The organism is Variovorax sp. 10L426 (genome assembly GCF_056395305.1).
In genome coordinates, this window is record NZ_JBFTJF010000029.1 from 12,308 (window position 1) to 25,557 (window position 13,250).

Sequence of the window (13,250 nt, forward strand, 5' to 3'; positions counted from 1 at the left end):
GACTTAAGCTGCCGTCAAGAAACCCAACCATCAGCGAAATCCATGACTCACTTCTTTCCGCCGCCACATGTCAGCCCCCTCGAAAGCATCCTGCCCGACGAACCGCTATTGATGATGGGCGCCGGTCCCGTTCCGATTCCGCACCGGGTGGCCTACGCAAACTCCATCGTCATCAACCATCTCGGCGAGACGATGGGCAAGGTCATCGATCAAGTGAAGGCCATGGGGCGGTACGTTTTCCAGACCACATCGCCGCATGTTCTCGGTGTGGCGGGGCCCGGTTCCGCGGCGATGGAAATGGCGATCACGAACCTGGTGGCTCCCGGCTCCAAGGTCCTGAGTGTCGCGAACGGGTATTTCAGTCAGCGGATGGCCGAAATGGCGCGTCGTGTAGGCGGAGACGTGGACGTTCTCGAGATACCGGGAAATCAAAGCGCAAGTCCCGATCTGGTGGGGGCCCAGCTGCAAGCCAAGGCTTACGACGTCCTCACCATCGTTCAAGGCGAGACCTCGAACACGGTCTGGAACCGGGAACTCCCGGCCATTGCAGCCCTGGCAAAGGCCCGTGGGTGCCTCGTGGTCGTCGACGCGGTTTGCACGCTCAGCACCATGCGCCTCGACATGGATCAGTGGCAGATCGACGCCGTCATTACAGGCGGCCAGAAGGGCCTGTCTTCGATCCCTGGCGTCTCGTTGCTGGCGTTCTCACAAGCCGCCTGGGAGGCGATCGAGCGACGCAAGGGCCTCCTGCCGCACTGGTGCCTCGATGCCAAGCTCGCGGACAAGTTCTGGAACCAGAACTCCTACCACTACACCGCGCCCGTGTCCGGCATCCTGGCCCTGCACGAGGCGCTGCGCCTGGTGTGCGAAGAGACGCTGGAGGCGCGTTTTCATCGTCATCTGGTTTGCTCCGAGGCGCTGCAGGCGGGGATCGAGGCGATGGGCCTGACGCTGCTGGTCGACAAGGCCTCCCGGCTGAACTCGGTGGTCGGCATCAACGTGCCGGACTCCGTTTCGGCCGATGGCGCCCGCGCCTACATGTCCAGCGTCCACAAAGTGGAAATATCCGGATCGTTCGGCCTGAATATCCTGCGTATCGGCCAAATGGGCGAGCAATGCCGAGAGCACAACCTTTTCAGGACTCTGCATGCGCTGGGGATCAGCCTGGTCGCCAATGGGGCGAGTCTGAATGTTCCTGTCGGGATGGCCGCACTGGAGCGGACGCTTTCCGAAAGAGGGCGGGCGACTCCCGACTGAGTTGCCCCTGCCGCCGGGCGGGCCACCAGACTGCGCGCTCATGCGTGCCTCATAAATCCGGCGTAGCCTCTTCCCGAATTGTGTGTCGGACCCAAGGAGACCCCGTGCGCGCCCTGCTCGTGGAAGACGATGAAATGATCGGTCGCAGCCTGGTGCATGCGCTCGACAACGCCGGATGGTCGGTCGACTGGGTGCGCGACGGGGCGCTGGCGCACAGCGCCCTGGCCGACGGCGGCTACACCTGCGTGCTGCTCGATCTCGGCCTTCCCAAGGAAGACGGCACCGAAGTGCTGCGGCGCGCTCGCAGGCGTGGCGACGCCACGCCCGTGCTGGTGCTCACCGCGCGAGACGGGCTGGACGATCGCATCCAGACCCTCGATCTCGGCGCCGACGACTACCTGCTCAAGCCCTTCGAGTTGCGCGAACTGCTGGCGCGCATGCGCGCCGTGGTGCGCCGCCGCGACGGCGCGGCACATTCGGTGATCGGTACTCCCACGCTCCAGCTCGACCTCACCACGCGCGACGTCGTCGTCAACGGCGCGCGAGAGGTCCTGACCGCACGCGAGTTCGCGCTGCTGCACGCGCTGCTGGAGCGGCCCGGTGCGATCCTGTCGCGCGAACAGCTGGAGGACCGCATCTACGGCTGGGGCGACGAGGTCACCAGCAACGCGATCGACGTGCTGATCCACGGCATGCGGCGCAAGCTCGGCGCCGAGGCGATTCGCAACGTCCGCGGGCTTGGCTGGCGAGTCGTTCCGGCGTGAAGGCACCTTTTCGACTCCGGTCTCTGCGCGGACGGCTGCTGCTGTGGCTGATTGCGTTGTATGTGGTTGCCATTGCGGCCACGATCTGGTTCTCGTACGGTGCCTACGGCCGCCTGATCAACAACTTCATGGACGACCAGATGCGCATGGTGGCCGAATCGCATGCGATCCACCATCGGCCGCCGACCCTCCAGTCCGTGACCCGTGAGGATGCCATTCGACGCGGCGCCTTCGTCGTCCAGGTCTGGAGCGCCGACGGCGGCACGCTGCTCGCCAGTTCATGGCCCGGCCTCGACGTGCCGCTGCAATCGGAGCCCGGCTTCAGCGAAGTGACCACCGGCAACAAGGCCGAGGACGCGTGGCGTGCCTACACCGCGAGGGTTGGAACGGGGATCGACATGCCGCGCGTGCAAGTGGTGCAGAACGACAGCTTCCGGCGCAACCGCATCGTTCGCCGCGCGGTGCTGGAGAGCCTGCCGATCCTGCTGATGCTGCCCGTGACGCTGCTGATCCTGATGTTCATCGTATCGGCGGCTTCGCGCTCGCTGCGCGGCGTCGCGCACGATGTGGCCGCGCAGGAAGTGGGTGAGACGGGGGATGTGGCCATTGCCCGCGTGCCGGAGGAAATCGTGCCGCTGGTCACCGCATTCAACAGCCTGCTCGGGCGGATGCGCAACACCCTTTCCGCGCAGCGGCGTTTCATGCAGGACGCGGCGCATGAGTTGCGCACACCGATGGCAGCGATCGGCCTCCAGATCGAGAACCTGCGCGCCCACGTGCCGGCCGGCGACGCCGCCGAGCGCTTCGCCCAACTCGAAAGCGGCGTGAAGCGCGCGCAGCATCTCATCGAGCAGTTGTTGCGCCTCTCGCGACAGGACGCACCCACGGCGAGCGCCCGCGGGCCGGTCGATGTTGCGGCGCTGTTGCGCGACAGCGTGGGGCAAATGATGGTGCTCGCAGACCAGCGCCAGGTCGACGTGGGCTTCGAGGGACGCATCGCGCCGCTCGTCACTGCGCCGGCGGCCGAGCTGCGCAGCGTCTTCGACAATCTGATCGACAACGCCGTGCGCTACGCGCCGCAGGGCGGGGTGGTCGACGTGCGGCTGCACATGGTCGACGGCCATGCGGTGGTCGATGTGCTCGATGACGGCCCGGGCATTCCGTCGGACCAACTGGATCGGGTCTTCGATCGGTTCTTTCGCGTCACGGGGGCGCCGGTCGGCGGCAGCGGCCTGGGCCTTGCCATTGCGCGGGCGGCGGCGTTGCGCAACGGGCTGCGCATCGTGCTCGCGAACAGGTCGGATGGTGCCGGCCTGCTCGCGCGGGTGTACCTGTCGGCCTCGCCCTCATCGTGAGCTAATTCTTCGCTCACTCCCGCCTCAGACGGCCTGCCTAGAGTGAAAGCAGGTCCTTCGCGGCGCGTGTCGCGCCGCGGGGCGCGACCCCATGGAACTCGAGGAGACTCCTTATGCATGCTTCCGTCAAAGTGTTGGCCGTTGGCACCTTCGCAACCCTCGCGGCATTCGCCTCCGTGACCGCCAGTGCGCAGTCGACGCAGGGGTCCGATGGGTCGGACTATCGTCCGATGCAGACGAACAACTCGGCGCCGAGGCCTGAAGTGACTCAGGGTGCGATGGACGCGGCACGCCCGACCGGCACCGAAGCCGTCGGCCAGTCGACTGCGGCGCCGATGGGCACTTCACAGCTCACGCGCGAAGAGGTCCGCAAGGGCGCCATCGAAGCGGCGCACCCGATGCAGACCGAGGCGCTCGGCCAATCGACCGGCATGGCCGGCATCACGGGCGGCGCGGCCCACTGATTGCTGTCACTCCAAGCGGACCGCGCGATTCGCTTGGTCAGGCGCTATCCTGCGGCTTCCTTCGTGAAGCCCGGGATGCGCCATGCGTTTTTTCGTTTGCAGATCATTCGTCGTCGTCGGCGCACTGATCGCCTTGGCGACGTCGACGAATGCCGGCGCGCAGGGGACGGTGAATGCCCTCTGCAGCACCGACGCCAGTTGGTGCGAGGCGGCGGCCGCGGAATTCACGCGCGCCACCGGCATCCGGGTGCTCCAGGCGCACAAGGGCACCGGCGAGATCGGCGCCCAGTTGCGCGCGGAAGCCGCCAATCCCAAGACCGACATCTGGTGGGGCGGCACCGGCGATCCCTTTCTCCAGGCCGCCGAGCAGGGTCTGCTCGATCCTTACAGGCCGGCCTATATCAACGATCTGTACGACTGGTCCGTGCGCCAGTACGCCATGTCGCAGAACATGGTCGGCGGCTTCTACACCAGTGCGATGGGCTTCGGCTTTAACACCGAGGTGCTCAAGAAGAAGCATCTGCGCGAACCCCGCTGCTGGGCCGATCTGATCAAGCCCGAATACAAGGGCGAGGTGGAGATGTCGCACCCCGGCACGAGCGGCACCGGCTACACGATCGTCGCCGGCCTGGTGCAACTGATGGGCGAAGACCAGGCCTTCGACTACCTGCGGAAGCTGCACCGCAACACCATCGCCTACACCCGCAGCGGGCAGGCCCAGGCGCCCAATGTGGCAAAGGGCGAGGTCGCCATCGGCGTGAGCTTCATCTTCGGCTTCGACAAGTGGCGATTCGACGACTATCCGGTCAAGGCGGTGGCGCCCTGCGAAGGCACGGGCTACGAGATCGGCGGCATTGCGCTGGTGAAGGGCGCGCGCAACAAGGCCAATGCGATCCGCTATTACGACTGGCTCATGAGCCCGGCGGGCCAGTCGATCGGCGCGAAGGCAGGCAGCCTCCAATCGCCGGCCAACAAGACGTTCAAGCCCGATCCGCGAATCCCGTCGATGGACGGGGTGCGGCTCATCAAGTATGACTTCGAGAAGTACGGGAGCGCGGCTGAGCGCAAGCGGTTGATCGAGCGTTGGACGCGGGAAGTGGAATCGCAGCCGCGGTGAGGGCTGGGTCAGAGGTCGTGATTGGCATCCCGCTCAACGGGACTTCATTTTCTGGCGGCTTTGCCGATATTGGGATATCGGGCGCTACACGACGCCCCGAACCCTATGTTGCGAGCCTAAGCCCCCATGTCCAGAAGTGTGTTCCGAACATTCCCGGCCGGCCTGAGCCTGACGCGCGTGGCGGCGCTGACCGCCTTGTGTACCTTGCTTCAACTGCCGTTGCCCAGCGAAGCGGAGCCCCTGCTCGGTGCGAGCACGGCGACGGGACGTTTCCAGGTCAAGTTGGTGATCCTCCCTGTGTTCAAGGTTCTGGAGGTCACGCCCGTGAAGGACGGATACGAATATCGCGTGTGGACCAACACCCAATCGATGGTCATCGGCGGTCGCGAATATCGATTCACCAAGGTCGGGGAGACCACGTTGAAGGTCGACGGCCGCGTCAGCGACATTGACAAGCAACTCAACCTGGACAGGAGGCAGGGGCTCGCGTGGAGAAGTGTCGTGCGAGCCGGCACCGCGATGGGCACGGGCGCGGACAACACCTCATCAGTGCCCGCGAGTGACCCCGTCGACATCCACACCGTGACGGTGACCTATTAGTGAACGCCGGTGATCGCCGTCAGTACCTGACGGTGACGGTGACGGTGTCCTTGTAGTCGTCGGGCCTGACGTTGACGCTGGTGCCGAGAACCCGGCCATACACGGTCAGGGACTGGGTCGTGCCATCGCCGGTGCGCTGAAGGGTATTGGTCCCCACCTGACCGCCCCAGGGAGTAGCGCGATTGGCATCGCTATAGAGCTGGTAGGGGACCTTGTCCGTATTGCCCCCGATCGTCGGCAGCATGGTGCCGACCCCCGCCGTGTTGCCGTTGGACGGCGTCAGAGCGACTGTGTAGGCCGTTGGCTTGGAGCACATGACGCCGATGGTGGTCGACTTGTCGACATTGGCGGCGCCCGGCAAACCGTCCACGCTGCCGAAGTCCAGGGGGTTCGCAGACACCACGCAGCTCTTGATGATGGTGGCCTTGGCGGTGAAGGGAAAAGTGGTCGAGCTGTTGCCGCTGCAACTGGTCGGTGGAGCGGTGGTGCTCTCAGTGATGGTGACCGCCGTATGGTTCGCGATGAATTGACCTTGGTAGCTTCCGGGCGGCACCGTCGTCTGGCCGCTGACGAGGCGGCCTTGCATCGACGCGCTGCCGTTGCTGGCAGCGCCCTTGGCGAGATCCAGATTCACCACATAGGGCGTCGGCGTGATGGTGTTGTACTCCGAGCCCAGCACGATGCTGAAGCCCGGTGGCTGGTAGATCTGGAATTGCAGCGAATTGCCGGAGGTGTCTTTCATGACACGCGGATTGAAGTTGCCCGTGCCTTCGATTCCGTCGCCGACATCGAAGCAGACGCGTGCGTAAGTCCGCGCGTTGTTGTTGTTGGTGCAGGTGTAGTTCAGCGTGGCGGTGGTCGTGAAGCTGCCGCCGCTGACCAGGTCCACGCTGCCGAAGTCGACATTGGTCATCGTCGCGGTACAGCTGACAGCGGCCTGCGCTCTTTCCGCGGGCAGTCCCCATAGCACGACACACAGTAGCGGCAGCAGCAAGGCGTGCCAGGCGCGGATCGAAAGACTCATGGGGTGCCTTCCTTGATGCAGCGCAGCGGCCCGATCTGGGGGATGCTGTCGCCTTCCTTGTGGTAATCGAAGCTCGTGTGGCATTTGCTGCCGCTGGGCATCTGCACGACGAGCGTGTTGTGAGTGTCCAGGGTATCGAGATATGCCGCGCCGTCGAAGCCGACCATGGCGGGCTCCGTCTGGCCGTTGACGCGCACCAGGCTGCCCACGGGCAGCGGCTGGCCGGCCTCGTCCACAAGTGTCAGGGCGGCCGCGCGGATCGGCGAGATTCCGAAGCGCACCAGCGTGCCGGCACGGTCGCTGGGGGTGGCGAGGGTCTTGACGCGCTCGATGCGCACATCGGCGGGCAGTTGCATCGGATCGATGGCGAGCTGGTTGTTCTGGTAGGCGTTGAGCGGTGTCACCAGCAGCATGCCCTTGCTGTCCGTGGTGCCGATCGGGCGATTCTCGAGTTTCACGGGCACGCCCGCGACACCATCGGTGGAGACCACGGCGAAGGCATCGTCGATATGCTGCGCCGCGAAGGTCTGGCCGCCCATGAATACGACCGAGCCGGAGCTGCCAGCGTAGGCATAGCTGCTGTTGCCGAGCACGCTGACGCCCGCGACGGCCCGGCCGTAACGGCCCAGGTAGTCGATTTCGCCCCGGGCTCCGTTCTGGCCCTCCCCCTGGCTCACGCCGGCACGCCAACCGATGCCGCCGTCGCTTGGCGTCGAGCGCTGGGCATCGGCGGTGTAGACGTTGCGGTCGTTGTTGCGCTGGACGCCGGCGTTGGCCGTGACATTGCCGTCCAGTGCCCAGGTGAAGCCAACGAAGAGACTGCGCTCGCGCCGGTCGGTCAGGTTCTGGTTGAGGCTCACGCTCAGCGACGCGTTCCGCCCAAGCGACTTGTACCAATAGGCGTTTGCAAAACGCGTGGCGTCCTGTTGGGGATATTGCAGATAGAGATAGCTGAGGCCGAAGCTGCCGAAATTGTCGGTGCTGTAGCCGATCGTGGCGCGGCCGGTTCCGCGGGGCGTGGGGCTTCCATAGAGCGACGCGACATCACGATACTCACCTCGCGTGGTGGTCTCGTCGAAGCCGAAATTGAACCGGTCATTGCGCCAGCTGTAGCCCAGGTTCAGCAACTGGCCCTGATGCCCCTCGTTGCTGCTGGCGCCCACGGCGCTCGACAGCACGCCGGCCTGTCCGAGGAGCCAGGCGCCGCCGACACCACCCGCGACCAGCCCCCGAGTGGCCTCGGCGTGCGTTTCCACTGTGAGGTTGTTGCTCACGCCATAGCGCCAGACGCCGCTGGTGGCGGGGTCGTTGCCGTAGTCGAACGAGCTGATGCCGTAGCTCTTCCGCACCGCACCGAGGTCCACCGACCAGTCGGACAGACCTTCCTGCAGCAGGCGCTGCGTGTCGTAGAGAGAGAAGTTGAGCGTTGTTGCCCGCCCGAGCGCATCGGTGAGCACCACCTGCGCGTTGCCGGCGCCACTGATGCCGGGCACCGTGTTGAGCTGGAACGGGCCAGCCGGCACCTGGTTGGTGGACTGGCGCATGCCGTTGATGAACAAGTCAACCTGCGATGGCAGCACGGCCGAACCCATGAACTCCGGCAGCGGCGCCGTGATGCGATAGGGCTGCAGCGAGAAGTTGCGCGCCAGCTGGATGCCGCCGATGCGCGTGGAGCGCGACCAGGGCAGCGCGGCCGTGACCGTGTCGCCCATGCGCAGCGTCAGCATGTCGTCGGGAAAGGAAGTGCTGACCGTGGTGTCCAACCGGATCGACTGGCGGTCCCAACCCTCGCCTTCGAGCCGCGTCGCTTGCGAGAGCATGGTGTTGCTGAGCACATACGCTCCGGCGAATGCGCGCAGTTCCGTGAACGCATTCAGGCTCGACGCGCCGCCGCGGCCCTGGGTGCCATAGAGGTCGTAGTTCAGCAGCAGCCCCGGCGTGGCGCTGGCCTTCTGGGTTGCGACAGGCGGAGGGTTCACCACGGTCACGGGCAGGCGAAGCAGGTCGGGGCCGGCGCTGAGGGCCAGGCTCTGGCGCCCCGCGTCGTAGTCGATCTTCAGGCCGCGCAGGCTGCGCAGGCGCACCGGGTCGGTGGCGTCCGGCGGTAGCAAGAATCCCAGTTCACGCAGCTTGGACGCGCTGCCCCACAGCTCACCATCGCGCAGGCCGAAGTGGACCAGACCCTGTGGATTGCCGTTGAGGCTGAGCTCCAGGTAGAGATCGCTGCCGCGCGGGCCGGCGAGATCGCCTTCGGCAGCGGCAGCGGTGGCGGTGATCGGTGCGGGCGCAAGGCTGGCTGCGGCTGCAGGCTCCCCTGCCTGCGCGGCGAATGCCAGCAGGCTGGAAAGGAGCAGCAGACTTTCAGCGCGCGCGTTCGATGGCCGGGAGACTTTGCTGCGTCGTGTTGCCATTGACCATCGTTTCCATGGAGCCACCGGCGGCAAAGGTGGCAACCGGCGTCTTCAATGACCAGCGCATCTTTGCGCCAGGCAACACGTAACCCAGCAGGCCGCCATGGACGGCTGTTCGGCGTCCGGCGGCATCGACGAAATTGAGATCGGCCAGTTGAGCGTGCGTGCCGCCGGCGTTGGTCACTTCCAGGACGGCATGGTCACCCTCACGGCTCAGCGACCACGTCAGTTGCGGCGCGCTGGGCGCAGCTCCGGCCGGTTCGAGGAAGATCGGGACCGAGTAGCGCAGCACGAACTGCAGGCCTTTCTTGGCCTCCTGATTCTCGACCGGTAGCTCGTCGATGATGACGCGGTATGCGTCCTCGACCGCGCCGGCTCCGCTGGGCGGCGCGCCGGTACGGATGACGCGGATCAGTTGCCGGTCCGATGCTGCGAGCTGCATCATCGGCGGGCTCACCAGGATGTTGCGCGAGGGCGTGAGCTTGTCCTCGCCGTTTTCCTGCGTCCAGTGATAGACCCGTACCTGCGCATGCACCACGTTGTCGCCCGTATTGCTGAGCCACAGGCCGTCGGCGTTCTGCGACGGCTGCAGCGTCAGCGTGACCGGCGAGACCTGCAGGCCGCTTGCGGCGGCAATTCCGCAGGCAAGGCCGAGCATGACGAGGGCAACGTGTCGCAAGCGCATGGTTCGGGCGTTCAGGCTCAGTAGTTGACGTGGATGGTGACGGTGTCGGCGTAGCTGTCCGGCGTCACATTGGCGCTCGTACCCGGAATCGTTGCATACACCGTATGCGTCTTCGCTGCGCCGCTACCGGTGCCTGCTACACCGTTTCCGACCGCGGTACCGCTGGCGGTATCCCCCCAGATGGCCCCCGCGGCACCCGCCGCCGAACGCAGCTGGTAGGGCACCGAATCCGAATTGCCGGTGACCGGCGCCACGTTCTGGGCAGCCATGCTGCCCGCGCCGGCGGTGTTGGCGTTCGAGGGAACCAGTCCGATGAAATAGGGCGTGTTCTTGGAACAGGTCACGCTGAAGGTGTTATTTGCAGCCAGGCCGGTCGCCGAGGAATCCTGGGTGCCGAAGTCAATGTTGGATGTCGAGCCCGCCGTGACCGAGCAGGCCTTGTTGACCTTGATCAGAACTTGGAACGTGGCCGTGGCCGGATTCGGTGCTGCAATGGCCGCACTTGCGAATGCGGCTGCTGCGGCGACGGTCATGGCGGCGAAGGGAAACAGCTTTCTCATCAATGGCTCCAAGGTTTGTGAACGAGTTATGAAAGGAATGGCAGAAATGTAGGGGTCCTCCTACAAACGATGTAGGACATAGTTCTCAGAAAAGTCTCAATGAGTACTTTTGTGGGCTCATCCGTGATGTAAGTCTTTGCAACCAGCGCCAAGCGTCCATCCCCACGGTCCGCCTTCGTGACGTTCTTCACGTTGGCCGCCGTGGAGCGCGTCTTGTAAAGTTCCCTGTTCGCCATAGGCGATGTGTTTTCTCTTTGATAGCCACTGCGTCATGACCATTTCCAAGACCAAACTCCCCTTCCAGGCTGAAGTCGCGCAACTGCTTCACCTCGTCACCCACTCGCTCTACTCCAACAAGGAAATCTTCCTGAGGGAGCTGATCTCGAATGCGTCCGACGCCTGCGACAAGCTGCGCTTCGAGGCCATCGACCAACCCGCGCTGTATGAAGACCAGCCCAATCTCGATGTGCGCGTCTCCTTCGACAAGGACGCCAAGACGCTCACCATCACCGACACCGGCATCGGCCTGAGCCAGCAGGAAGCCATCGACAACCTCGGGACCATCGCGAAGAGCGGGACCAAGGAGTTCATGAGCAAGCTGTCGGGCGACCAGAAGGCCGACGCGCAGCTCATCGGGCAATTCGGCGTGGGCTTCTATTCGGGCTTCATCGTGGCCGACAAGATCACCGTCGAATCGCGCCGCGCGGGTTTGCCTGCCGAAGAGGGAGTTCGCTGGGTCAGCGCCGGCGCCGGCGACTTCGAGGTCGACAGCATCACCCGCCCGCAACGCGGCACCAGCGTGACGCTGCACCTGCGCGACGACGCCGAGGAATACCTCAACGCCTGGAAGCTCAAGTCCATCATCGGAAAGTATTCCGACCACATCTCCTTGCCGATCCTCATGGAAAAAGAGGAGTGGAAAGAGGGTGAGGACAACAAGGGCGGCGAGATGGTCAAGACCGGCGAGTGGGAGCCGGTCAACCAGGCGAACGCACTCTGGAGCCGTCCCAAGAAGGACATCACCGAGGAACAGTACGTCGAGTTCTACAAGAACATCAGCCACGACTTCGAGGCGCCGCTGGCCTGGAGCCACAACCGCGTCGAGGGCAACACCGAGTACACGCAGCTTCTCTACATCCCGGCCAAGGCGCCGATGGACCTCTGGAATCGCGACAAGGGCGCGGGCGTCAAGCTCTACGTCAAGCGCGTCTTCATCATGGACGATGCCGAGGCCTTGCTGCCGAGCTACCTGCGCTTCGTCAAGGGCGTGATCGACTCCGCCGACCTGCCGCTCAATGTGAGCCGCGAACTGCTGCAGGAAAGCCGGGACGTGAAGGCGATCCGCGAGGGCAGCACCAAGCGCGTGCTGAGCATGCTCGAAGACCTCGCGAAGAAGCAGAAGGCCGAGGGCGACAGCAGCGAGGGCAAGATCGACGTGGGTTCGGGCGAATCGGTGCCCTCGCCCGAGCCGACCGAAGGCGTGACCGACGTCGTCGACAAGAACGCCACGCCCGCTGCCGAAGCTGCTGCGAGCTACGCCGACGAGTCGGGCAAGTACGCCAAGTTCTACGCCGAGTTCGGCGCGGTGCTCAAGGAAGGCCTGGGCGAAGACTTTGCCAATCGAGACCGCATCGCCAAGCTGCTGCGCTTCGCGTCGAGCACGAGCGACACGATCAGCGTGAGCTTTGCCGACTACAAGTCGCGCATGAAGGAAGGCCAGGACGCGATCTACTACATCACCGCCGACACGCTGGCCGCCGCCAAGAACAGCCCGCAACTCGAGATCTTCAAGAAGAAGGGCATCGAGGTTCTCCTGATGACCGATCGCGTCGACGAATGGGCGCTCAACTACCTCACCGAATTCGACGGCACGCCGTTGCAAAGCGTGGCGAAGGGCGCGGTCGATCTCGGCAAGCTGCAGGACGAGGCCGAGAAGAAGGCCGCCGAGGAAGCCGCCGAGTCGTTCAAGCCGGTGCTGGAGCGCCTCAAGGAAGCGCTCAAGGACAAGGCGGAGGACGTTCGCGTGACCACGCGGCTCGTCGACTCACCGGCCTGCCTCGTGGTGAAGGACGGCGGCATGAGCACCCAGCTTGCGCGCATGCTCAAGCAGGCCGGGCAGCCCGCGCCTGAGGTGAAGCCGGTGCTGGAAGTGAATGCGGAGCATCCGCTGGTCAAGAAGCTGGAAGGCTCCGATCACTTTGATGATTTGGCGAACATCTTGTTCGACCAGGCGCTGCTGGCTGAAGGTGGGCTGCCTGCTGATCCCGCGGCTTACGTGCGCAGGGTCAACGCACTGTTGGCCTAGGCTGGAGCGCGGACGCGTGGATGAGCGCTGGCGTCACGCGCGCCATGCGCTCGGCGCGGCAGATTCGCAGGGACGCTAGTTAGGCTTGAACTGAAAGCCATAGGGCGCTTCTGTCGGCGGCGCTTGGTGGCAGTGGTACATGTCCATGTACACCATGCGTTTTACCGGACCACATGAAAGCTTGTATTCATCAATGACGTGGTAGTCCGGTTCACCGGGCTTGAGAGGCGCGCCGCTGATATTGCGCTCCAGCAACGCGGACGCATCTTCGCGGGTGAGGTCCTTTGGCAGATCGGTGCGCGTGCCGATGCCACCGACACGACGATAGACAAGCGCCGAACCATCGGAACATTGAAGACGATCAAGGTGGGCTCGCTCGCCGAACGGCCCGCAGACTTCGATCGCGGTCTCTTTGGCTTCGCCTCGACCATGAGAGCGAGACGCCGACGAAGCGGGTTGCGAAGAGGGCGCCGCGCAGCCCAGCAGTGCAGATGCCGCAACTGCAGCAACCATCAGATTTTGAATGCTCATTTTTCTCCCTGAGACGCCAGATTGGTTGTTTGGGGCGTTCCGATCCAGTGTAACGACGCAGTCAATTACGCACTCTCGGGTTGCGGTCATTCAGAGAATTCTCATGCTTCCTTTATCGAGGCGTGACGGCGTTCCGACATTGGATGACGAAGTGCGTGAAGGCATGGACGGGTCATC

Annotated in this window: 12 protein-coding genes; 7 read left to right on the forward strand and 5 right to left on the reverse strand. The window is 64.5% G+C overall.

Translation table 11 applies throughout. The features are described 5' to 3' along the window. Positions 1-42 precede the first annotated feature (42 nt). The 6 genes from AC1DHL_RS27775 to AC1DHL_RS27800 all read left to right on the forward strand — a co-directional run bounded on the left by AC1DHL_RS27775 (position 43) and on the right by AC1DHL_RS27800 (position 5,557). Complete coding sequence (locus AC1DHL_RS27775; protein ID WP_478164081.1) at positions 43-1,257, forward strand: pyridoxal-phosphate-dependent aminotransferase family protein; 1,215 nt, start codon at positions 43-45, stop codon at positions 1,255-1,257. Positions 1,258-1,361: 104 nt separating this feature from the next. Continuing rightward, positions 1,362-2,021: a response regulator gene (locus AC1DHL_RS27780; RefSeq protein ID WP_478098801.1), complete on the forward strand. Its 660-nt coding sequence runs from the start codon at positions 1,362-1,364 to the stop codon at positions 2,019-2,021. After that, positions 2,018-3,376, forward strand: a complete 1,359-nt coding sequence (locus AC1DHL_RS27785; RefSeq protein ID WP_478164082.1) for an ATP-binding protein — start codon at positions 2,018-2,020, stop codon at positions 3,374-3,376. The genes AC1DHL_RS27780 and AC1DHL_RS27785 overlap by 4 nt, the downstream gene beginning before the upstream one ends. Positions 3,377-3,489: 113 nt before the next feature. Continuing rightward, positions 3,490-3,840 carry a hypothetical protein gene (locus tag AC1DHL_RS27790; protein WP_478098798.1) on the forward strand — a complete coding sequence of 117 codons (351 nt, stop codon included), beginning with the start codon at positions 3,490-3,492 and terminating at the stop codon, positions 3,838-3,840. 82 nt (positions 3,841-3,922) lie between these two features. Continuing rightward, complete coding sequence (locus AC1DHL_RS27795; RefSeq protein ID WP_478164083.1) at positions 3,923-4,957, forward strand: ABC transporter substrate-binding protein; 1,035 nt, start codon at positions 3,923-3,925, stop codon at positions 4,955-4,957. Positions 4,958-5,083: 126 nt separating this feature from the next. Beyond that, the gene (locus AC1DHL_RS27800) at positions 5,084-5,557 is read left to right on the forward strand and encodes a hypothetical protein (protein ID WP_478164084.1); all 474 of its coding nucleotides are present in this window, start codon (positions 5,084-5,086) and stop codon (positions 5,555-5,557) included. A gap of 19 nt (positions 5,558-5,576) precedes the next feature. Here AC1DHL_RS27800 and AC1DHL_RS27805 read toward each other — a convergent pair whose 3' ends face one another. Genes AC1DHL_RS27805 through AC1DHL_RS27820 form a run of 4 tightly spaced genes read right to left on the reverse strand, consistent with a single transcriptional unit; the run spans position 5,577 to position 10,237 of the window. Then, a complete protein-coding gene (locus AC1DHL_RS27805) occupies positions 5,577-6,581 on the reverse strand; it encodes a Csu type fimbrial protein (RefSeq protein ID WP_478098792.1) in 1,005 nt (334 codons plus the stop codon). Continuing rightward, positions 6,578-8,992, reverse strand: coding sequence for a fimbria/pilus outer membrane usher protein (locus AC1DHL_RS27810; RefSeq protein WP_478164085.1), 2,415 nt, complete (start codon positions 8,990-8,992; stop codon positions 6,578-6,580). Before AC1DHL_RS27810 ends, AC1DHL_RS27805 begins: the two co-directional genes overlap by 4 nt. After that, positions 8,943-9,677: a fimbrial biogenesis chaperone gene (locus tag AC1DHL_RS27815; RefSeq protein ID WP_478164086.1), complete on the reverse strand. Its 735-nt coding sequence runs from the start codon at positions 9,675-9,677 to the stop codon at positions 8,943-8,945. The genes AC1DHL_RS27810 and AC1DHL_RS27815 overlap by 50 nt, the downstream gene beginning before the upstream one ends. Before the next feature lie 17 nt (positions 9,678-9,694). After that, positions 9,695-10,237: a Csu type fimbrial protein gene (locus AC1DHL_RS27820; RefSeq protein ID WP_478098788.1), complete on the reverse strand. Its 543-nt coding sequence runs from the start codon at positions 10,235-10,237 to the stop codon at positions 9,695-9,697. Positions 10,238-10,508: 271 nt separating this feature from the next. Between AC1DHL_RS27820 and htpG the strand changes: the two genes are divergently transcribed. Continuing rightward, positions 10,509-12,542 (forward strand): molecular chaperone HtpG, encoded by a 2,034-nt coding sequence (htpG, locus tag AC1DHL_RS27825; protein ID WP_478164087.1) that lies wholly within the window; start codon positions 10,509-10,511, stop codon positions 12,540-12,542. 75 nt (positions 12,543-12,617) lie between these two features. Here htpG and AC1DHL_RS27830 read toward each other — a convergent pair whose 3' ends face one another. Beyond that, a complete protein-coding gene (locus tag AC1DHL_RS27830; RefSeq protein ID WP_478164088.1) occupies positions 12,618-13,073 on the reverse strand; it encodes a hypothetical protein in 456 nt (151 codons plus the stop codon). Between the last annotated feature and the right edge of the window lie 177 nt (positions 13,074-13,250).